This window comes from Pararobbsia alpina, assembly GCF_902859895.1.
In the GTDB taxonomy this organism is placed as follows: domain Bacteria; phylum Pseudomonadota; class Gammaproteobacteria; order Burkholderiales; family Burkholderiaceae; genus Pararobbsia; species Pararobbsia alpina.
In genome coordinates, this window is the sequence record NZ_CADIKM010000049.1 from 1 (window position 1) to 20,575 (window position 20,575).

The 20,575-nt window shown below is 60.0% G+C and carries 16 protein-coding genes, 1 pseudogene and 1 riboswitch; of the genes and pseudogenes, 5 read left to right on the top strand and 12 right to left on the bottom strand.

The window, feature by feature from the left end; all coding sequences use genetic code 11:
- Window positions 1-146: 146 nt before the first annotated feature.
- Together HV670_RS25500 and HV670_RS31935 are read left to right on the top strand one after the other, a co-directional pair.
- Window positions 147-1,339 (top strand): annotated as a pseudogene (locus tag HV670_RS25500) (trans-sulfuration enzyme family protein).
- 225 nt (window positions 1,340-1,564) lie between these two features.
- Window positions 1,565-1,933, top strand: coding sequence for a response regulator (locus HV670_RS31935; protein ID WP_175107785.1), 369 nt, complete (start codon window positions 1,565-1,567; stop codon window positions 1,931-1,933).
- Between the two features lie 749 nt (window positions 1,934-2,682).
- Here HV670_RS31935 and HV670_RS25510 read toward each other — a convergent pair.
- A complete protein-coding gene (locus HV670_RS25510) occupies window positions 2,683-3,585 on the bottom strand; it encodes a LysR family transcriptional regulator (RefSeq protein WP_246257950.1) in 903 nt (300 codons plus the stop codon).
- A gap of 291 nt (window positions 3,586-3,876) precedes the next feature.
- Here HV670_RS25510 and HV670_RS25515 point away from each other — a divergent pair, with 291 nt between their 5' ends.
- Window positions 3,877-4,860: an aldo/keto reductase gene (locus tag HV670_RS25515; protein WP_175107808.1), complete on the top strand. Its 984-nt coding sequence runs from the start codon at window positions 3,877-3,879 to the stop codon at window positions 4,858-4,860.
- Window positions 4,861-4,935: 75 nt separating this feature from the next.
- On the opposite strand, the gene dhaK is transcribed toward HV670_RS25515, so the two are convergent.
- From dhaK to HV670_RS25560, 9 genes are all read right to left on the bottom strand, one after another.
- A complete protein-coding gene (dhaK, locus tag HV670_RS25520) occupies window positions 4,936-5,925 on the bottom strand; it encodes a dihydroxyacetone kinase subunit DhaK (protein WP_175107786.1) in 990 nt (329 codons plus the stop codon).
- A gap of 14 nt (window positions 5,926-5,939) precedes the next feature.
- Window positions 5,940-6,572 (bottom strand): dihydroxyacetone kinase subunit DhaL, encoded by a 633-nt coding sequence (gene dhaL / locus HV670_RS25525; RefSeq protein ID WP_175107787.1) that lies wholly within the window; start codon window positions 6,570-6,572, stop codon window positions 5,940-5,942.
- Window positions 6,569-7,588, bottom strand: coding sequence for an ABC transporter ATP-binding protein (locus HV670_RS25530; RefSeq protein ID WP_175107788.1), 1,020 nt, complete (start codon window positions 7,586-7,588; stop codon window positions 6,569-6,571). Before HV670_RS25530 ends, dhaL begins: the two co-directional genes overlap by 4 nt.
- The gene (locus tag HV670_RS25535) at window positions 7,581-8,684 is read right to left on the bottom strand and encodes an ABC transporter ATP-binding protein (RefSeq protein ID WP_175107789.1); all 1,104 of its coding nucleotides are present in this window, start codon (window positions 8,682-8,684) and stop codon (window positions 7,581-7,583) included. Before HV670_RS25535 ends, HV670_RS25530 begins: the two co-directional genes overlap by 8 nt.
- 3 nt (window positions 8,685-8,687) lie before the next feature.
- Window positions 8,688-8,882, bottom strand: a complete 195-nt coding sequence (locus tag HV670_RS25540; RefSeq protein ID WP_175107790.1) for a hypothetical protein — start codon at window positions 8,880-8,882, stop codon at window positions 8,688-8,690.
- On the bottom strand, window positions 8,879-9,832 hold the full coding sequence (locus HV670_RS25545; RefSeq protein WP_175107791.1) for a carbohydrate ABC transporter permease: 954 nt from the start codon (window positions 9,830-9,832) through the stop codon (window positions 8,879-8,881). Before HV670_RS25545 ends, HV670_RS25540 begins: the two co-directional genes overlap by 4 nt.
- Window positions 9,829-10,785, bottom strand: a complete 957-nt coding sequence (locus HV670_RS25550; protein ID WP_175107792.1) for a carbohydrate ABC transporter permease — start codon at window positions 10,783-10,785, stop codon at window positions 9,829-9,831. Before HV670_RS25550 ends, HV670_RS25545 begins: the two co-directional genes overlap by 4 nt.
- A gap of 67 nt (window positions 10,786-10,852) precedes the next feature.
- Window positions 10,853-12,181, bottom strand: a complete 1,329-nt coding sequence (locus tag HV670_RS25555; protein WP_175107793.1) for an ABC transporter substrate-binding protein — start codon at window positions 12,179-12,181, stop codon at window positions 10,853-10,855.
- A 115-nt stretch (window positions 12,182-12,296) separates the two neighbouring features.
- The gene (locus HV670_RS25560) at window positions 12,297-13,316 is read right to left on the bottom strand and encodes a LacI family DNA-binding transcriptional regulator (protein ID WP_175107794.1); all 1,020 of its coding nucleotides are present in this window, start codon (window positions 13,314-13,316) and stop codon (window positions 12,297-12,299) included.
- Between the two features lie 593 nt (window positions 13,317-13,909).
- Window positions 13,910-14,047, top strand: a riboswitch (cobalamin riboswitch).
- Between the two features lie 37 nt (window positions 14,048-14,084).
- On the opposite strand from HV670_RS25560, the gene HV670_RS25565 reads away from it, so the two are divergent.
- A complete protein-coding gene (locus tag HV670_RS25565) occupies window positions 14,085-15,140 on the top strand; it encodes a HoxN/HupN/NixA family nickel/cobalt transporter (RefSeq protein ID WP_175107795.1) in 1,056 nt (351 codons plus the stop codon).
- A gap of 35 nt (window positions 15,141-15,175) precedes the next feature.
- Here HV670_RS25565 and HV670_RS25570 read toward each other — a convergent pair whose 3' ends face one another.
- Window positions 15,176-17,599 (bottom strand): tetratricopeptide repeat protein, encoded by a 2,424-nt coding sequence (locus HV670_RS25570; protein WP_175107796.1) that lies wholly within the window; start codon window positions 17,597-17,599, stop codon window positions 15,176-15,178.
- A 535-nt stretch (window positions 17,600-18,134) separates the two neighbouring features.
- On the opposite strand from HV670_RS25570, the gene HV670_RS25575 reads away from it, so the two are divergent.
- On the top strand, window positions 18,135-19,439 hold the full coding sequence (locus tag HV670_RS25575) for an MFS transporter (RefSeq protein ID WP_175107797.1): 1,305 nt from the start codon (window positions 18,135-18,137) through the stop codon (window positions 19,437-19,439).
- Between the two features lie 353 nt (window positions 19,440-19,792).
- Here HV670_RS25575 and HV670_RS25580 read toward each other — a convergent pair whose 3' ends face one another.
- Window positions 19,793-20,233 carry a YciI family protein gene (locus tag HV670_RS25580; RefSeq protein WP_175107798.1) on the bottom strand — a complete coding sequence of 147 codons (441 nt, stop codon included), beginning with the start codon at window positions 20,231-20,233 and terminating at the stop codon, window positions 19,793-19,795.
- Between the last annotated feature and the right edge of the window lie 342 nt (window positions 20,234-20,575).

The following is a 20,575-nucleotide window of genomic DNA, read 5'->3' on the forward strand; positions in this document are numbered from 1 at the left end:
CGCCTTCGTTGTCCCGTGCGTGACGAGGGACCGAGGGGTAAGAATCTGACCTGGTCCGAGCATCCGATCTGCTCAGAAAGCAAGCACCTTTCGATATTGTTGCGCCACACTTTGGCATTCATCAGCCGACGGAACTCCTTCATACCATGCATCAAGAAAAACTTGGCTTCTCGACAAATGCTATCCATGCCGGGTACGACCCGAACAAATACGAAGGCGCGTTAAACACACCGATATTTTGCACGTCCGCATACGCTTTCGATTCGGCAGAGCAAGCCGCTGCGCGCATGGGTGGCAAAGAAGAAGGAATGGTCTACTCGCGGGGAGGAAATCCGACCGTGCGGGTACTCGAGCAGCGGCTGGCCATTCTGGAAGGTGCTCAGGCCGCCGTAGCCTTGGGGTCCGGAATGGGCGCGATCAGCACGCTCGCGTGGACACTCCTGCGTCCGGGGGACGAATTGCTCGTGGATGTTACCCTCTACAGTGGAACGCAGACTCTGGTGAATTCGATTCTGCCCGAATTCGGGATCGTCACGAATGTTGCGGACTTCACCCGCCCCGATGAAGTGGGTGCATCGATCAACCGCAACACGAAACTCGTCCTTTTCGAATCACTCACCAATCCGAACATGCGCATGGTGGACATAAAGACCATCAGCGAAACGGTTCGCGAGCGCTCCGATGCTTTGATTGCCGTGGACAACACCTACTGCACTCCGTATCTGCAACGTCCTCTTGATTTTGGAGCGGATATTGTGTTGCACTCGCTGACAAAATACATTAATGGTCATGGCGATGTCATTGCCGGTGTTGTGATCGGATCGGCCGAAATCGTGAAGCGGGTAAGGACGGCGGGAATGAAAAATTCGACTGGTGCGTGTCTATCGCCGGCCGATGCATATCTCATTATCAGAGGATTGAAGACCCTTACGATTCGTATGGACCGACATTGTCACAACGCTAGATTGTTGCTGAATTTCTTGAGCGCAGTTCGCGTGTCAAAAGGGTACATTACCCCGGTCTTCAATCCTATAGCCAATATGAGCTGGCACGACGGCAAATGAAGCAGCCCGGAGGGATGATCGCTTTTGAACTCAAAGGCGGAATCGAGGCGGGAAAGAAGTTTATCAATTCGTTGCGCCTATTCGCGCGCTCGCTTAGCCTCGGCGATGCAGAAAGCCTCGCATTACATCCCGCAAGTATGATGGAGGCGGTGTACGCACAAAAGGATCGACGAGATTCGCTGATAGACGATGGGCTTGTGCGTCTTTCGGTGGGGTTGGAAAACGTTGAAGATTTGCTTGCGGATCTGGAGCATGCACTGAGCGTTCTGGCCTGACCGGGTCAGAGTCGAACCGCAGCATTACTGTGTATGGCCGCTTTCGGCAAGATTGAGTGTCCCTTGAGGGTCGCGTGCCGCCAATCGCTGCCAGGCAGTAACCAGCCATGAAGCGTCGCCCGCCTTGGGCATTGGTCCGACGCTCGGGTGTCGGCTTCTGACTAGTTGCGCTTCGCGGTTGTCGATGGATTCGGGGAAATGGAAGGGACAAGGCCGGGTGAAGCTATGCAGACGATTCTTCTTGTGGATGATGATCTCGAAATTCTCGAGGCGTGGCAGCGTTTGCTGCGAATGAACGGCTATAGCGTTGTGACGGCGGTCGATGAGCGCGCTGGCCTTGCTGCGGCAAAGGAGATACATCCGGCTCTTATTGTCACTGACCAATCGATGCCCGGAATGGGAGGCGTTGAGTTTTGTCGCCAACTCAAACTCGTACCGAAATTGGCGATGGTGCCTGTCGTCCTGACCAGCGCGGACTATAAATCAATTTCTGCCACACCGATCTGGGATGAATTTTGGCAGAAGCCGGTGCCCACGAAGGCTATGATCGCGTCGATAGAACGTCTTTTGGCAAGACCGAGCTCGCCCTTTTGACTACGAGGTTGGTCAATTCGATCCGGCGTGAACTTCCCAATCCGGCCATCAAGAGACGGTCGCTGGTAAGAACTCGAAGGACTGCTGTCGCGCCGATAACTGCCGTTGATGATTGTTGACAGACTCCTGTGCCGAGTGCCACGTTGGAGCGCAGTCGGCGTTAAACCAAGAAGCCAGGTCCCGGTGAGAGCGGAAGCAAACGGGTTGCTTATCTCGACCCGACAGAAACCATATCGCGAGGCCGCGACGCCCCGGGAATCCGATTCCACGCACGTCCGCCCGCGAGTCGTAGGCGAATTCCGCTTTAAATGTACGGAGCGCATTCAGAACGTTACGACGTTCAGAACGTCGATTGCGGCTATTGTGGCCACCTAAGCGAGGCCATTCCCTGGGCCGGGTCTACCTCCTTTCAGAATACACTTCGACGCCTATACTTTGCTTGCTCAGCGAGCGTAACGAAGGCTTAATGTATTAATCCATTCCTGTCTTTCGCACCCGCTTGTCGATCTCTCTCAATCTGAACAGGAGGCAAGTCATGCAATTCGACGAGCAGAAGGTGCAAGACTGAGGGAGGTGGTGATGACGGGGGGCTTTACACGTTTTCGTCGGGCGCATGAGACGCCTTTCAATCTCGTGCTTGAAGCGCGCCCGTGATATGCGTACTTGCGGCTGCCATGTTTAGAGCACAAAGGCCAATAACAAGGCCAGGTCCTCGTTCGAATGTCGGCTTCCCGCATGAGAGCAGCCGGCTAAACTCCCGATCTCAATATGTCGAGCAGTAGCCGGAACGCAGGTTTTGGCTGTCGGCGGCTCGGATAGTAGATGTGATAGCCCGTCACCGGTGGACACCAATCATCGAGTACACGTATCAAACGGCCCTGCTCCATGTCGGCCTGTACGACGTCTTCCGGTACGTGAGCGAGTCCAACTCCCGCGAGCGCAAAATCGAGCATGAGGGGGAGGGTATTGCAAACCACATGCCCTTCGGCCCGCACTCTGATCTCCCGACCGTCCTTCGCGAACGGCCAGGACCAAAGTCCGCCCGACGTTGGCAGGCGCAAGTTGATACCAGTATGAGTGGTCAGATCGTGTGGGGTGAGTGGTTTCGCCCTGCGTTTGAAATACGAAGGCGTACCGACCACAGCCATCCGAAAGTCCGGTCCGACACGCACTCCAATCATATCTTTCGCCACCTGCTCGCCAAGACGAATGCCGGCGTCATATCGCTGCGCGACGATATCAACCAATTGGTAGTCGTTGCTGATCTCCACGCTGATGTCTGGGTAGTCAAGCATGAGCTTACAAACGCCGGGGGCCAAAATCACTGTGGATGCGTGCTCCACCGAAGTTATGCGCAGGCTGCCAGCCGGTTTTCCACTGAGTTCCCTTATTTCGTTCAGCCCGGTCTCGATCCCATCGAAGTGAGGGCCAATTGTTTCGATGAGTCGCTCGCCGGCATCCGTCGGCGCAACACTGCGGGTACTACGCGTAAGCAGTCGAACCCCTAACCGGGCTTCCAGCTTGCGAATTGTGCGGCTAAGAGCAGGCTGTGATACCCCAAGCTGGGCCGCCGCTTTGGTAAAGCTGCGCTCCCGGGCAACGGTGAGAAAAGCGATCAGGTCGGTGACCGTGTCCCGCATGATTAATACCATTGGGTTATAAGTCCATTCCCACCATACCATCTAATCATCGCCGCCATGCACTGATAGATTGACTCACACATACGTTTTTGAGCCAAGGGATGAATCATGGACAGCGACAAACTGGCACTCGCCTCACAGCCTGATTTCCTCAAATCCAGTCGCCGTCGTGAGTTTTTGGCTAAGGCGAGTCTCGGAGGCAGCGCGTGGGTCTTGGGTGCTTCGGCTTGGGCCGGACCGCCCAGCCCGTCTGTCTCTGTCCAGAGCCCGAGCAATAAGACCACTTCTGGAAGGACCGAAAAAATGGATAAGCGCCATCTGGGCGATTTGCAGGTCTCAACGATCGGCGCTGGATGCATGAGCATCAGCGCGAACTATGGTCCCCCTGCCGATATCAACGAAGGTATCAAGACCCTGCGGGCGGCTTTCGAGAAAGGGGTTACGTTTTACGACACTGCAGAAGTGTACGGCCCATACGCAAACGAAGAACTGGTCGGCAAAGCGCTAAAGCCATTTCGCGATCAAGTCGTGATCGCCAGCAAGTTCGGTTTTGCCATCGACGGAACTATAGGGCTCAATAGCCGTCCGGAGCACCTCAAGAAGGTTGTAGAAGAGTCGCTTAAGCGCTTGCAAACCGATCGCATCGACCTGTACTACCAGCATCGCGTCGATCCGAGTGTGCCAATCGAAGAGGTAGCGGGTGCCATCAAGGATCTGATCAATGAGGGCAAGGTGCTGCATTTTGGTCTCTCCGAGCCAAGTGCCAGAACGATACGTCGTGCCCACGGCGTGCAGCCGGTTTCTGCGATTCAGACAGAGTATTCATTCTGGACCCGTGACCCTGAGCACAACGGCGTCCTTAACACCTGTGAAGAACTGGGCATCGGTTTCGTCCCTTGGGCTCCGCTGGGTGAAGGCTATCTGACCGGCACGATGGACGGTAACACCCGGTTTGATCCCAACACGGACCTGCGCTCGACATTCCCGCGATTCTCTCCTGAAAACCTCGCTGCCAACGTGCCGGTTGTCGAAGTGTTGAAAAGAATGGCTATTGCCAAGAATGCAACGCCCGGTCAGATCGCCATAGCCTGGCTACTGGCCCAGAAGCCCTGGATCGTGCCTATTCCTGGGACACGCAGCGTCGAACACCTGAATGAAAACCTGGGCGCGCTCGAAGTTCGGCTGACGCGTGAAGACCTGGTGGCGATGGAGAGCGATTTCTCGAAGCTGCAAGTCCACGGCGAACGAATGTCCGAGATGCATATGCAGCAAATCGACCCGACCTAACCCTAACGATTCCCGGTCGTGCGCGCGGCCGGAAATTCGATGCCATCTTCGCGTTGGGTGGGAAATCGTTGATCCCTACATTCCCCAACGCAGCGACGGCGTCAGCACCGGACTGTCCCAGTGCCGTGCCATCTCCTCGTCGATCGTGCACAGCGTGATCGAGGCACCGGCCATCTCAAGCGAAGTCGTGAGCGAGCCGACCTGTGCGCGTGCGATCCGAAGGTCGCGTCGCTGAAGCCACAGGCGCGTCGAGTTGAACAACAGGTAAAGCTCGCTGAGCGGCGTGCCGCCGAGGCCGTTGACGAGCACGAGCAGTTCCGCACCCGCGCCCGGCTTCAGATCGTCGATGATCGCCTCGAGCAGTTCCCCTGCGATTGCGTCGGCTGGTGCCATCCTCGCCCGGCGCCGTCCCGGTTCGCCATGAATGCCGACGCCGACTTCGATTTCGTCGTCGCCGATCTTGAACGTCCGTGTCCCGGCCGCCGGCACGGTGCAACTGGTGAAGGCCACGCCCATCGTCGCCGTATGCTTGTTGATACGATCGCCGAACGCCTTGCACTGCTCGAGACTCGCGCCGCTCTCGGCGAGGCTGCCGACGAGCTTCTCGACGATCAGCGTGCCCGCAACGCCGCGTCGTCCGGTCGTATAGCTCGAATTCTCGACCGCGACATCGTCATTGATCAACACCATGGCATTCTGAACCTCGGACATCTCCGACGCCATTTCGAAGTTCATCAGGTCACCCGAGTAGTTCTTGACGATAAACAGCACGCCGGGCCCGGTGTCAACCGCCTTGGCGGCGGCCATCATCTGGTCGGGCGTCGGCGACGTGAAGATCTGCCCCGGACAGGCCGCGTCGAGCATGCCGTACCCGACAAACCCGCTATGCAGCGGCTCATGCCCCGACCCGCCGCCCGACACGAGCGCGACCTTGCCGGGCTTGAGTCGCTTGCGCCGGATGTACACGGGGTCGGTGTTGAGCACGACGAGGTCGCCGTGCGCCGCCGCGAATCCGGCCAGGCTTTCCGCGAGGTAGTCGTCGACATGGTTGATGAATTTCTTCATGGTCTTGTCTTCTCTCACCGACTGGATTGAGCAAGTTGCGCGCACACGGCCTCGATCATTAGCTGGCTCGAACGCGCACCGGGATCGATATGGCCGCGCGAGCGTTCGCCGAGAAACGATGCACGCCCCTTGGTCGCAATCATGTCGCGCGTGGCCAGCATGCCCTGCTCCGCGACTGCCGGCAATGCGCCGAGCACCTCGCGCGCGGGCACGCCCGCGGCGGCCAGCGCATCAAAGCGCTCGGCCACGGGGATCAGCACGTCCATCATGGTCTTGCTGCCGACACCGCTCTTGCCCCTCAGGCCCACGGCGCCGACCCCCGCTGCATAGATCCGCGCGAATCCGGCGACGTCCATCGCCTGCGCGACCGCCGCTTTCGACATGCCGCTCAACAACGAAAAGAACAAGGGTCCCGCCGATCCGCCGACCGTCGACAACACTTTCGCCGCGGCCAGTTCGAGCGACGGCCCGAACGCCTCGGCTTCGATCTCGGCTCGCATCGAGCGCAACGCCTCCAGCCCTCGCAGCAGGTTGAAGATATGGTCGCCGTCGCCGATCTGCTGGTCGAGCAGCGCGATTTCGTCCGTGTGCTCCTTGAGCGATGCATAGGCAGCATCGATGCACGCCATGACTGTGCCGCCGTTCATGTCACGATCCTCCCGCCGTCACGATCGAAATACAGGAGACTGCGGACCGGCAACGACACACTCACCGCTTGCCCGGGACTGAAATTTCGCTCGATGGTGGTCGTCGCGACCACCACCGTCCCGTCGCGATCGAGGATCAGAAGATGCCGCAGCGGCGAATATTCGAGCACCGTTAGGCTCATCACGTCACGCGCATGTGCTTCTTCGAAGACGATATCCTCGGGCCGGATCGCCACGGTCGCGGTGCCCGCAGGCACCACACGCACATCGAACAGGTTCGGCGGCAGCAGGTTGATCGGCGGCGAACCCAGGCGACGTGCCGCGCTCAGGCAAAGCGGGTTGCCGTAGACCTCGCGCGGCGTATCCATCTGCACGAGACGCCCGTGCTCGAGGATGCCGATGCGGTCGGCGAGCGTGGTCGCCTCGACCTGGTCGTGCGTCACGTAGATGATGGTGGCGCCAATCGTGCGGTGCAGGCGCTTGAGCTCGAACCGCAATTCCTCGCGCAACTTAGCATCGAGCGACGACAGCGGCTCGTCCATGAGAAACACGCGCGGCTGGCGGACCAGCGCACGTCCGATCGCCACTCGCTGCATTTCGCCGCCCGACAGGTGGGTCGCCATGTTGCCGAGCTTCGATTCCATATGCAGCATCCCGGCCACAGCCTCGACACGCTTTCTCACTTCGGACTCGGTGCTGCGCCTGCGTGGCGACCGCAACGGGAATGCGAGGTTGTCGTACACGCTAAGATGCGGATACAGCGAGTATTGCTGGAAGATGAACGCGACATCGCGATCCGACGGATGGACCGCCGTTGCGAGCTCGCCGCCGATCAGCACATCCCCTTCATCAGGTCGCTCGAGACCCGCGATCAGACGCAGCGTCGTGGTCTTGCCCGCGCCGCTCGGTCCGAGCAGCACGACGAATTCACCGTCCCTGACGTCGATCGAGAGCGCGTCCACGGCGAGAATGGGGCCGAAGCGTTTCGACACGCGTTGCAGTTGAATTTCAGCCATGACCGTCTCCCGTCAGGAACGGCGCGCGCCCGGCAGCCGGCAACAGACGCTCGGTCACCGCGTCGTAAAGCAGCACGCGCTCGGTCCGGAACGACAGACCGACGGGCGAGCCGGCCGCGAGGCGTTCGTTCTTGCCGGCGCGCGCGCGCACGATGCCAAGCGCGGTCTCGATCACGAACACCTGGTGCGACCCGAGGTATTCGTCCGCGACGACCTTGCCGCGCAGCGGGCCCTGTTCGCCGAGCACGACGTGCTCGGGACGGATTCCCAGCAGCACGCGGTCGGCCGCGGCGTCGCAACGCGGCACGGGCACCGGCGCACCATGCAGTTGCACCTGCTCGTGACCGATGCTCACCAGACCGTCGACGGCCAGAAAATTCATCGGCGGGCTGCCGATGAAGTTGCCCACGAAAACAGTCGCGGGGAAGTGATAGATCTCATGCGGCGTGCCCGACTGGAGGACGACGCCCTGGTTCATCACGACGATGTCGTCGGCCATCGCCATTGCCTCGCTCTGGTCGTGCGTCACGTAGACCGTGGTCGCGGACAAGGCGTCATGCAGCTTGCGCAGCTCGAGACACATGAGTTCGCGAAAGTCGGCGTCGAGCGTGCCGAGCGGCTCGTCCATCAGAAAGGCCTTCGGCTGGCGCACGATCGCACGACCCAGTGCGACGCGCTGCCGATCGCCACCGGAAAGGCCGCCCGTCTTGCGATCGAGAATGTCTTCGATGCGAAGCATGCGTGCCGCCGCTTCGACGCGGTTGGCAATCTTCCGCCGCGGCACATGTTCGTTTTTGAGCGGAAACGCGATGTTGTTGCGCACGGTCATATGCGGATACAGCGCGAACATCTGGAACACGAAGGCGATGTCGCGCTGGCGCGCACGCAGCGCGGTCACGTCCTCGCCGTCGATCAGGATCTGACCCGAGGTCGGTAGCTCGAGCCCGGCGATCATCCTGAGCGTCGTGGTCTTGCCGCAGCCCGAAGGTCCGAGCAGAACCATGAAGCGGCCCGCGCCGACGGTCAGCGCCGTGCAGCGTACGGCGGTGAAATCGCCGAAACGCTTGTGCAGGTTGACGAGCACGATCGTGGACATGATTCAGTCAGGAAAATGACTGGTGACGACGAACGCGGCGGCACCAAAAAGGATGACCGGAAACGACCAGGTAAACAGCACGAGCGACAGCGGCTGCACGAGCATCGCAATACCGATGCCGATGAGCGCGGTCGACGCCCCCTCGCTAGGGCCGCGGCGCAGCCATCGCGCACGCGGCCGGACGGATTCACGTTTCATTTGCGCACGGCCCCAAAAGTGATGCCTCGCAGCAGATGCTTGCGCAGCACGACGGTGAAGATCAGGATCGGCACGACGAACAAGGTCGTCGCGGCGGCCACGGCGGGCCAGTCCTGCCCGCCTTCGCCGATGATGAACGGGATGAAAGGCGGCATCGTCTGCGCGTCACCGCTCGTCAGCAGCAACGCGAACGCATATTCGTTCCACGCGAAGATCAGGCAGAAGATCGCAGTCGCGGCGATCCCCGTAATGGCCTGCGGCAGCACGACCTTCACGAACGCATGCAGCCGTGTATAGCCGTCCACGAGCGCCGCCTCCTCATATTCGCGCGGGATCTCGTCCATGAACCCCTTGAGCAGCCAGACGGCGAGCGAAACGTTGACGGCCGTGTACAGCACGATCATGCCGAAATAGCTGTCGCTCAGTCCGAGCGCGCGGTACATCAGGTAGATCGGGATCGCGACGGCGATCGGCGGCATCATGCGGGTCGACAGGATGAAGAACATCAGGTCGTCGGCCAGCGGAACCTTGAAGCGCGAAAACGCATAGGCCGTCAGCGTGCCGAGAAATACCGCGAGAAACGTCGAGCCGAACCCGATCACGAGCGAATTCACAAAGCGCGGCAAGACCTTCGACGGTCCGGCAATCACCATGTTGCGTTTGCGGACGTCGCGCTCGTACCAGGCCGTCGCGGGCGGCAGGCTCGCAATGAACTCGGGCGTCTGCCGCGAGCGGATCGTGAACAGGTTGACGTAGCCCTCGAGCGAGGGCTGGAACAGCACCATGGGCGGATACGCAATGGCGTCCTCCTGAGTCTTGAAGCTCGTCAGGAAGATCCAGGCCATCGGCAACAACGCGACCAGCGCATAGACGATGACGACGATCGCCGCGAAGGTCTTGCTACGGTTCGACGCAGCGACGACGGAATAATCGGAGCTGGACGGTTTCATCGCTGTTTGATCCGGTTGAGCGCCTTCACATAGATGTTCGCGGCGCCGAATACGGTCACGAACAGGATGATGGCCAGCGCCGACGAATAACCCGTTTGCCATTTCTCGAATGCGGCGCGCTTTAGCGTGATCGAAACGGTTTCGGTGACCGACCCCGGCCCGCCAGATGTCAGCAGGTTCACCATGTCGAACATCTTGAAGTTCTCGATCACGCGAAACAGCACGGCGAGCATCAGGAACGGCAGCGTCATCGGCAGCGTGATCGACCAGAACTGGCGCCATGGCGAGGCGCGGTCGACCTCGGCGGCTTCGTAGATATAGTCGGGAATCGAACGCAGCCCTGCGAGGCAGATCAGCATCACGTAGGGCGTCCACATCCAGGTGTCGACCATGACGATCGTCCAGGGCGCGAGCTGCACGTCGCCGATCATCTGGAACGAGCCCGGCGCGATGCCCGTCAGAAAGCCCACGACATCGTTGAACAGCCCGGTTTGCGGTTGCAGCAGGAAGGTCCAGAAATTGCCGACCACCGCGGGCGACAGCATCATCGGCAACAGGATCAGCGTCGTCCAGAAACTATGGCCGCGGAACCGCCGGTTGATCAGCAACGCGAGGCCGAAGCCCAGCAGCACCTCGAGGCCGACCGACCAGAGCACGAAGTGCGCGGTGACCTGCATCGCGTACCAGATGTCCTCGTCGGTCAGGATGTCGACATAGTTGTCGATGCCGACAAAACGTGCCGGGATGCTCGGCATGTTCGACTTGAAATTGGTAAACGACAGCCGGAGCGCCCAGATCAACGGAAAGATATTGATCGCGAGCAGCAGCACGACGGTCGGCAGAATGAACAGCCACGCGATCGTCCGGTCGGACAGCCCCCGGAGCCGGGCGGTCATGTGCGGCGACCTGCCCGATTCGAGGCCCCGCGTGGCAAAAGGCTTGTTCCCCAGCATGCCGGACTCCTTGAGGCACCCGGCGACAACCGGCAGGCCGTCGCCCTGCGCCAAGCACAGACCGCGACTACTTCCCCTCCTGCTTGAAGACCTTGCCCCAGTCCTTGACGAGCAGGTCGAGCGCCTCCTTCGCCGTGCCCTTGTCGGCGACGACGTAGTCGTGCACGCGCTTCTGCATGTCGAGTAGCAGTTCGGCGTACGCGGGTTCGGCCCAGAAATCCTTGACGATCCCCATCGACTCGAGGAAGGCCGGCGCAAAGGGCGCGCTCTTCGGAAATGACGGGTCCTGGACGACCGATTTCGCCGCCGAGTAGCCGCCGAGCTCCCACCACTTCTTTTGCACGTCGGGCTGCGCGAACCACTTGATATATTCGAGCGCATCTTCCTTGTGATCCGAGTAGGACACGACGGAAATACCCTGGCCGCCCAGCTGCGTAAAGTGCCTTTTCTCGCGCGGATTCACGAAGAACCCGATTTTGTCGCCGCCGACGTTCCGATCCTTGTAGAGCCCGGGGAAGAACGCGAACCAGTTCATCTGCATCGCGACCTGGCCCGACTTGAACGCGTCGAGTCCTTCCTGCATGTACGCATTGGTCATGCCGGGCGCGGTGCAACACTTGTAGAGCGCCTTGTAGTATTCGAGCCCCTTGACCGAGTCCGGCGAATTGACAAAGCCGTCGAGGCGATAGGGCTTCTTCGGATCCTCATATTCGAAACCGAAGTTGTAGAGCGCATTGGTCACGCCCATCGTGATCCCTTCAGACCCGCGCTCGGTGAAGATATAGGTGCCGTAGACCGTCTTGCCGTCGATCTTGCGCCCCTGGAAAAACTCGGCGGTCTGCTTGAGTTCGTCGAGCGTGGTCGGCGGTGCGAGGTCGCGCTTGTATTTCTGCTTGAACTCGGCGCGCAATTCGGGGCGCGCGAACCAGTCCTTGCGGTAGGTCCAGCCGACCGCGTCGGCCATGGCCGGCAACGCCCAGTAGTTCGGCGTATTCTTCGGCCACTCGGCGTAGCCGACGACGGTTGCCGGCATGAAGTCGTCCATCGAGATCTTGTTCTTCGCGAAGAAGTCGTTGAGCTTGACGTAGTGCCCGTTGACCGCGGCTCCGCCGATCCACTGGCTGTCGCCGATGATCAGGTCGCAGAGCTTGCCGTGGGAATTGAGCTCGTTGATGAAGCGATCCGCATAGCTGGTCCACGGGACAAACTCGAACTTCATCTGGATACCGGTCTTGGCCGTGAAATCCTTCGACAGCTCGACGAGGGCGTTCGCGGGATCCCAGGCCGCCCAGCACAAGGTCAGCTGCTTGGCTTGCGCGTGCGCGCCGGTCGCCATGCTCAACCCCAGCGACACCATGACCGCGCTGGCCATTCGTATTGGCGTAAGACGTAACATGTGTCTTCTCCTTGTCCTTTTCAGGTCTCCAACCTAAATGACAGTCAGCGCCCATGCGCTGGGCGCCGTGCTTCGGCTCTGGCAGATTCAGGCGGCAGTCCGCGTGTCGCGAGTCTCAAGCATGCGCATTCTCACGAAGGTAAATCCGGGTTTCCTGCGTCGGGATCGGCAGCGCCCCGCGCACATCGTTCAGAAAGTTGACGGCCGCAAGACCCGCCCAATGGACAATGCCGCGTGTGTCTTGATCGAGGATGACGTCGATCGCGTGTTCGGCAAGCTGCTTGCGCGTCTCAGCGGTGCACCCATGGCCGATCAACACGAAGCGCGTATTGTCGCCCGACTCCTGTAATGCCGCGGCGATGCCGAGGATGCCGCCGCCGGTCACGTACACGCCGGCGAGATCCGGCTGGCTCGCGACCAGGCCCTGTATCGCCAGCCCGGCGCCGTCGTCGTCCTCGGCGAAGTCGGGCTCGGCTACCAAGCGCAGATTGCGGAAATCCTCTTCGAGCACCTGCGAGAAGCCGGTGCGCCGTTCGACCTGGTCATGCAGGCGTGACGACCCCGAGAGCACGGCGACCGTGCCGATCCGCTCGCCCAGAAAACGGCCCATGAGCAGCCCGGCGGTTCGACCCGCGATCCGGCTGTCGACACCGATATACGCGGCGCGGCGGCTGCCCGGCAAATCGGAGAACACGGTGACGACGGGTACGCCCGAGTCGTTGAGGTCTTCGATAAAACGGTCGACCCACGGATAGTCGAGCGGCACGAGCACGAGTGCGTCGTAGTCCGTCATCTGCTCGGCGAACGTCGACGTGCCGCGCTGGCTCGTGAAATCGCGCCGGTAGAACGACGAGGTGACCCGATGCTCGCGAAAGAAACTCGCGGACAGCGCGATATCGCGCTCGACTTGATCGAGGAAGCGGGAATGGATTTGCGGCAGCACGAAGGCAATGCGAAACGACGTGAGTTTCGCGGGACGGCCGCGGCTCGCGCGTTCGTCGCGCAGGCTCGCGAGCGCGAGCTGGACGCGTGCGGCGGTTTGCGGACGCACGGCCTGGGGATCGCGCAGCACACGATCGACCGTGGCGACACTGACGCCGGCCCGACGCGCAATCGTCTTACGTGTAGCCGGCATTGCCCCCTCCGGGCCGAGCTAAAGATTCATTTTATAAATCAAAGGTAGTTTTTCCTTTGCGGAATGCAAGCATTTATTTTTGAGAAATGCATCATTGTTGACCGCTAGCGCTCAGAGACGTTCGATCTAAACGCTGAATTAATTTGGCGTGCGAAGTTCTCGGATACGAATCGGCTTCCATGCGGTACAGCGCTGGCGTGAATGAGACACGCCTTGGTCTCGGCGGCGAACTCCGTGATGACGTAGGAAAAGCTGACGCTCCCATCGGGATGGCGGCGCACCTCGATCCGGTTCGGAATTCCTTCGTGCGGCGACGTAGCTCGTACAAAAGCGGCGGGGTCGAGTGGTGTTCACATGATGGCGTAAATGCCGTGGCTGACGAGCCGCACCACGGGCGTCGTCATCGACATTGCGGACCTTACTGCGTCGGAGGCTCGGCCGTGGGGTGCGGGAACTTCGTGCCGAAATGCGCTAGCGTCCTGACGACGGATTTGCGTTTCTTTGTATTTTGCTCAGACGCTGCGTCGGCCGCTGTTCACCGGCACAGCAGACAATTTTGTCATCCGCTGATCGACAGCGTGCAAGGCGCAGTATATAAGCGCGTCAGGCATAGCCTCGATAAGGCGAAGCGGGAAGCCGGTGAGAATCCGGCACGGTCGCGCCACTGTATCCAGTTTGCAAGCTGAATGCTTTCGAACCGGGAGTCAGACCTCTCTTCGCCATCGTTTCTACTTCAAAAAGGGACGCGTAATCCCAAGGACCTGTCTGATGATTTCTCAAGTTCTAAAGGTTTTCAGTGATTCGAGCACTGAGGTTCGAAGCAAGCTCTTCGGTATCTATGGTGTGTTGATCGCGATAAATGTCCTCGCATGGATCTGGGCTTTGGTGGCATTCCGGGACCACCCTGTCTTGCTCGGAACCGCCTTGCTGGCCTATGGCTTTGGATTGCGCCATGCGGTGGACGCCGACCACATTGCAGCGATCGACAACGTCACGCGCAAATTGATGCAGGAGAAGAAGCGTCCGGTGGCCGTTGGCCTTTTCTTTTCGCTCGGCCATTCAACTGTCGTCGTGCTCGTGTCTGTCGCGGTCGCCATGACTGCGTCCGCCATGCAAGCGCGTTTTGATCACTACAAGGAAATCGGCGGGATCGTTGGAACGCTGGTGTCGGCGCTGTTCCTGTTCGCGATCGCTCTCATGAATCTGATCATTCTGAGGGGAATCTATCGCGCATGGCGCCATGTCAGGACCGGCGGCAAGTACGTAGAAGACGATTTCGACATGCTGCTGGCCGATCGCGGGTTCCTCGCCCGACTCTTTCGGCCGTTGTTCCGCGTGATTACGCGCAGCTGGCGCATGTACCCCTTGGGTTTCCTTTTCGGTCTGGGATTTGATACCGCAACTGAAATCGGATTGCTCGGCATCGCCGCAACCCAAGCGTCGCGGGGCCTCTCGCCGTGGGCAATCATGGTGTTTCCGATACTGTTCAGCGCCGGCATGTCGCTCCTCGATACGCTGGACGGCCATATGATGCTCGGCGCGTACGGCTGGGCTTACCTGAAGCCAATTCGCAAGATTTACTACAACATGACCATTACATTGGTCTCGGTGATCGTGGCGGTTGTGATTGGCGGTATCGAAGCGCTTGGACTGCTCGCGGACCAATTGAAGCTCCAAGGCGCAGTGTGGGATTCAATCGGGACACTGAACGATAATTTCGGCACCCTTGGGTACGTCATCATCGCCATTTTTGCCGTGAGCTGGCTTGTTTCGGTCCTGATCTATCGGGCTAAGCGCTTCGATGAACTCGAGGTCAACCACTAGAGATGAGCGAGGCTGCGCCGTTGCCGGCCGTAGCCTCAAGTCATTTCTTCGCATGCGCGCTCCGTGCCCGGCCCATGCGTTGGCCGTGACGCAATACGTCGCGCCTGATCGCACCAGTGTCGCCAGACCTCACGATAAGCAGCCTCGACATGGACCGCGAAGCGCGCGCCGTTCATCAACGGTGAGGCCGCGAGGCGCGCGCGCAGGCTCTTGCGCATGTCGCTCAGACGCGGTAAATCGCGTGCCAGCTGGACAGCCGTCTCGACAAACTGCGCGTCGCTGTCGGCTGCGAGTTCGCGCAGCCCCAGGTTCGCCGACTGGCTTAGACCGGCGCGCCCCACCACCGTGCCGGCGACCCGGGTGACGACCGGTACGCCCATCCAGTACGAGTCGAGGCTCGTCGTATGGCCGTTGTACGGAAACGTGTCGAGCCCAACATCGATCTGCTGATACGTGCGCAGGTATTCCGCGCGTGGCCGGTACGACGTAAAAGAGACCCGCTCGTCTCCGATGCCATGTTGTCCGAGCCGCTCGAGCAGACGCGCGCGGGCCGTGCCGTCCGGGGCCATCAGCATCAGCCGGGCGTCCCCCACCTCGCGCATCGCTTCGCCCCACAGTTTCAACGATGCGTCGCCCAGCTTGCACGGATTGTTCAGACAGCCAAAGGTCGGATATCCCTTGGATAGCGCGGGTAAGGCATTGACCTCCGGCGTATCCGTCAGCGGGTCATAGCACCAGAAAGAGTCCGGTAGGCGGATCGAACGTTCGGTGTATTGGGAATCGGTGCCGACCGGGTCGAGCCATGGGTCGGTCAGCCGATAGTCGATCGCACCAATGCCGGTCGTCCCCGGATAGGCCAGCCACGCGATTTGTACCGGCGCGGGTTTGCGCGCGAACAGCAGCGGACGGCCGTTCGACATGTGCATGGTCAGGTCGATCAGGATGTCGATCCGGTCGTCACGGATCATCTGCGCGAGCTGCTCGTCGTTCAATTCGCTCACGATGCGCCACACATCGGCATGACTGGCCACACGCTGCGTCAGATCGTCCGGACGGGTGATGCTCGCATAGCAAAAGATTTCGAAGTGTTCGCGGTCGTGATGCGACAGCAGTGGAAGCGTGAACAGCGTTTGGCAGTGGTTGCGGAAGTCCGGTGACACGTAGCCGACACGCAGGCGGCGCGACGGCGTTGCATCGTTCAAATGCGGCTGATGGGTGTCGCGCAAAGGCGCCTCATGCCGTGCTGACCATCGACGGCATTCGTCCAGTAGCGGCTCGAAGTGCTCCGTTTGGAAGGTCAATGCATAGGTCAGATTGCTGTGCGCCACGACGTTGCAAGGATCGCATGCGAGCGCCTGGCGATAGCAGTCGATGCCGTCTTCGAGGCGTCCCTGATCTTTCAGCACGTTGCCCAGATTGTTATGCGTGGCGGAGTGACGTGGATCGACGGCGAGCGCGTCGCGCAGATGGGCTTCGGCCTCGTCCATGGAACCGAACGTGCGCATCACCGTGGCGAGGTTGTTGAGCGCGGCCACGAAATCGGGGCGCAGGCGGATCGCAGCGTTGAACGCCTGGCTGGCATCGTGAAGCGATCCCCATTCCTGGTGGACGATCCCCAGGTTGTTGTGCGCATCGGCGTGCGCGGGCGCCTGCTCGATCGCCCGCTGATAGTGGATCAGCGCTTCGCGTCGCCGGCCCAGCGCATGCAGCGCATTGCCCAGGTTATATTCCGCTTCGGGGAGGGCCGAGTCCAGCTCAATGGCGCGTGTCAGCAACGCTGCGCTTTGTACGAAATCGCCGCGCTGGTGAAGCGCGACGCCTAGATTCACCAGGCCACACGGCGAGTCGGGTGCGGCGTGCACCGCCGCCTCGAGCAGCCCCAGGGCTTCGTCGACACGGCCGACCGCCTGGACGAGCGTGCCGAGATTCGTCAGTGCGTTGGCATCGCCAGGATGCAGCGCGATCGCGCGCCGGTAAGCGGCTTCCGCTGCGTCCGTGTTTCCCTGCTGTCGGTGGCAGTTGCCCAGATTGTTGAACGCGTCGGCGTAAGCGGGGTCGACTGCCAGCACCGCTGTATAGGCGTCGATTGCAGCAGGGTAGTCGGCGACCGATTGCAGCGCCGCGGCCAATGCAAACAGAACGTCGGCGGAATCGGCTTCGAGTGCCAGTGCTCGCCGATACGCATCGATCGCATCGGTGAACCGCTGTGCGGCGGCAAACACGTGCCCGCGAACGAAGTGATATCGGACGTTGTCGGGAGCGCGGGTCAGCGCCCGATCGAGCCAGTCAAGTGCAGCATCATATGCACCACATTGCATGTCTAGCACGCCGAGGCGGAACATCACGTTCGCGTCGTCTGGCTCGATCGCGAGCGCACGCTCATACAGCTCGCGCGCATGGTCAATCTCGCCCGCGAGATGGCGCGCCATCGCGAGCTCCAGAATCTGATTACTTTCCAACTTTCGCCCGCCATGGATAACTGTTACTTCATCAATTACGCTTCGACGCAGGATGCTGGTCCCGCATGACATCCATGAGATGCAATCCACGAGACGAACCGTGGGCTGCGCGAAGGCGAATGCTCCAGCGAATGATAACGAGCCAACCCTCATTGAGGTTTACCAGTCATGATGGGCATCGATGAAGTCTTTCGATGGAGTGACAGAGTTCTTTCAGAAACGGCTGCATCCGTGATGCCGAACGCTGACAAAGCTTTCCGTTTGGAAGAAATATTCAGTATCTTGCAAGTAACAATAGGCGTGGACTGCGGCGAATGTGAAGCGCAAAGGCACCTTTCGGACAAAGCAGTAGCGAAGCGTTGCGTCCTGGATGTGCCCGCTTCTCGCTTGCATCGACGATTCGACGACAGACCTTTCAGAAGCCAGACTGCAGGAAACTAAATTCTTCGGTATGCTACCGGACGCGCGTCCGGCTATCGCGGTCCTCGCAGGACCTGTGGGTGCGTGCAGATAACTCCCAAGGCCTTAAGAGACAATGAACGCAACAATCCTGAATCCCAGCATCGGCCGGGACAAGTTGGAATCCCTCGCCTACTCCAAAGTCACTTGGCGCCTTCTGCCCTTTCTGTTTGTCTGCTACGTCGCCGCTTACCTTGACCGCGTCAACGTCGGCTTTGCAAAGCTGCAAATGCTCAGCGACTTGAAATTCAGCGACACGGTCTATGGTCTCGGGGCCGGCATTTTCTTTATCGGCTACTTCTTCTTCGAAGTTCCCAGCAATGTGCTGATGCATCGCTTCGGCGCCCGGGTCTGGATTAGTCGAATCATGATTACGTGGGCGTTCGTTTCCACCGGCACCCTTTTTGCCACGACACCGACGACCTTTTACATCCTACGATTCCTGCTCGGCATTGCAGAGGCGGGATTCTTCCCCGGTATCGTTCTATACCTGACCTACTGGTACCCAGCCGAGCGCCGCAGCCGGGTCAATGCCCTTTTCATGATGGGCATCCCGGTCGCTGGTGTCGTCGGCGGTCCCTTGTCTGGCTGGATCATGCAGGCATTCAATGGCGTCCAAGGTCTGGCGAATTGGCAATGGCTCTTTTTGCTTGAGGCGATTCCTTCATTTATCCTGGGCGTGGTCACGCTCATGTATTTGCCGAATGGAATTCGCTCCGCCAAATGGCTCACCGATGCCGAAAAGCAACTGCTGGAAGACCGTATAGCAGAGGACGGCGCAGGCAAGCTCCACGTCAAAGTATCGAGCGTACTGAGCAACGGCCGCGTGTGGTTCATGGCAGCGATTTACTTCTGCTGCATGATGGGGCTCTACGGCGTGGGCTTCTATCTTCCGACGCTCATCAAGGCAGCAGGCGTCACGGATGCGCTGGATATCGGCACGCTGACCGCCATTCCCTATGGCTGTGCCATCGTCGCGATGCTGCTGTTTGCGAAAAGCGCGGACCGTCTGCGTGAGCGCCGCTGGCACTTCGCGGCAGCCGGACTCATGGCAAGCGCCGGGCTGCTGATCGCCACCCTCTTTAGCTCCAACATTGGCATCGCCATGGTGGCGCTCTCCCTGGGTACAGCAGGGGTGCTCGCAACGATGCCAGTCTTCTGGGCGTGGCCAAGCGCCATGCTGGGCGGCAGTGCAGCAGCAGCCGGCATCGGGCTGATCAACTCGGTGGGCAATCTCGCGGGCTTTGTCAGCCCCACCATCGTGGGCTGGATGAAGGATGTGACACACAGTACCAATACCGGCATCTACGTCATCGCGGCAGCGCTTTTTGTCGGCGCGTGTCTTGCGCTTTTCCAACCGCGTGAGCGAGTCGACAACTAGTCACTCCGAGTCACTCCGGTTTGCGTCACGCCCGACTCAATCGACAAGGCGCGGGCAGTCAGCTGGCCTGCCCCGCCAACCGTTGACTAACGACTCCCGACGGCGCCAAAATCAAAAACCACAGTAGGCGCATCGCAACGTTAGGGGACACGAATGGAAACCACGCCAGCGAGCGAAGTTTTGCAAGAGGCTGCTCAACGAGCCGTCGCCCACTTGTAGTCGGTCCGCCATCGGCCGGCCCGGTGATGTTTTATGCGTGAGGTGGGCCTTGTACTCATTGGGGTGTTCGTAGAAGAAGACAAGATCGGGCGAGGACGGCCACGACGCAGACTGCGCTGCGTCGCGAACATCCGTCAACGACGCTCTGTACCTTGATTGGATTCGATTTGCTGCCGCAGCCGCTCTTCGCGCTTCTGAAGCTCGGGAGTGAACGCCTCTCCAAAGTCCGCGGGCTCGAAGAAGAGGCGAATTTCGATTTCCGAGTCGCTTGCCATCGGATTCGGGCAGCGGCGTACCCATTCGATCGCTTCGTCCATCGATTGCACTTGCCAGATCCAGTAGCCGGCGATCAGTTCCTTGGTTTCGGCAAACGGACCGTCGACGACGGTTCGGTCCTTGCCAGAAAACCTCACGCGCACGCCCTTCGAACTCGGTTTCAGTCCGTCGCCGTCGAGCATGATGCCGGCTTTGACCAGTTCTTCGTTAAATCTGCCCATCGCCTCGATGAGTTCCGAGCCGGGCATTTGACCCGCTTCGGATTCGGGGGTCGCCTTGACCATGACCATCACGCGCATTGGTTTCTCCTTTCAAAAAAAAGGTGCCTCAGATTATGTCGGAAGGCATTCGGTGCCTTCAACACCACGACGAACGAACGCAGGCAAATTCGACAGGTGGTAATCTCGCAGAACATGTCCGGAACGAAAAAGCCAGCGGAAAAATCGCGACGACCTGACCTCGCGGCCCCGTCAGTTCTGAGACTGGATGTATCGGGCTCCAGATCGTCGTCGCGACATACTTTGACATCAGATGTTACGGACTCGAAACCTTTTGATCGGTAAGCTTTTCTCCGTCGACGTCGCGCGTGATCGCTTTGCGCGCAGGGGTGTAACGCTGTCGCTGCAGTAATCGAGGCAGCG

Coding starts and splice junctions, on each gene's coding strand:
- HV670_RS31935 (WP_175107785.1), top strand. CDS start 1,565: ATGCAGACGATTCTTCTTGTGGATGATGATCTCGAAATTCTCGAGGCG.
- HV670_RS25510 (WP_246257950.1), bottom strand. CDS start 3,585: ATGGTATTAATCATGCGGGACACGGTCACCGACCTGATCGCTTTTCTC.
- HV670_RS25515 (WP_175107808.1), top strand. CDS start 3,877: ATGGATAAGCGCCATCTGGGCGATTTGCAGGTCTCAACGATCGGCGCT.
- dhaK (WP_175107786.1), bottom strand. CDS start 5,925: ATGAAGAAATTCATCAACCATGTCGACGACTACCTCGCGGAAAGCCTG.
- dhaL (WP_175107787.1), bottom strand. CDS start 6,572: ATGAACGGCGGCACAGTCATGGCGTGCATCGATGCTGCCTATGCATCG.
- HV670_RS25530 (WP_175107788.1), bottom strand. CDS start 7,588: ATGGCTGAAATTCAACTGCAACGCGTGTCGAAACGCTTCGGCCCCATT.
- HV670_RS25535 (WP_175107789.1), bottom strand. CDS start 8,684: ATGTCCACGATCGTGCTCGTCAACCTGCACAAGCGTTTCGGCGATTTC.
- HV670_RS25540 (WP_175107790.1), bottom strand. CDS start 8,882: ATGAAACGTGAATCCGTCCGGCCGCGTGCGCGATGGCTGCGCCGCGGC.
- HV670_RS25545 (WP_175107791.1), bottom strand. CDS start 9,832: ATGAAACCGTCCAGCTCCGATTATTCCGTCGTCGCTGCGTCGAACCGT.
- HV670_RS25550 (WP_175107792.1), bottom strand. CDS start 10,785: ATGCTGGGGAACAAGCCTTTTGCCACGCGGGGCCTCGAATCGGGCAGG.
- HV670_RS25555 (WP_175107793.1), bottom strand. CDS start 12,181: ATGTTACGTCTTACGCCAATACGAATGGCCAGCGCGGTCATGGTGTCG.
- HV670_RS25560 (WP_175107794.1), bottom strand. CDS start 13,316: ATGCCGGCTACACGTAAGACGATTGCGCGTCGGGCCGGCGTCAGTGTC.
- HV670_RS25565 (WP_175107795.1), top strand. CDS start 14,085: ATGATTTCTCAAGTTCTAAAGGTTTTCAGTGATTCGAGCACTGAGGTT.
- HV670_RS25575 (WP_175107797.1), top strand. CDS start 18,135: ATGAACGCAACAATCCTGAATCCCAGCATCGGCCGGGACAAGTTGGAA.
- HV670_RS25580 (WP_175107798.1), bottom strand. CDS start 20,233: ATGCGCGTGATGGTCATGGTCAAGGCGACCCCCGAATCCGAAGCGGGT.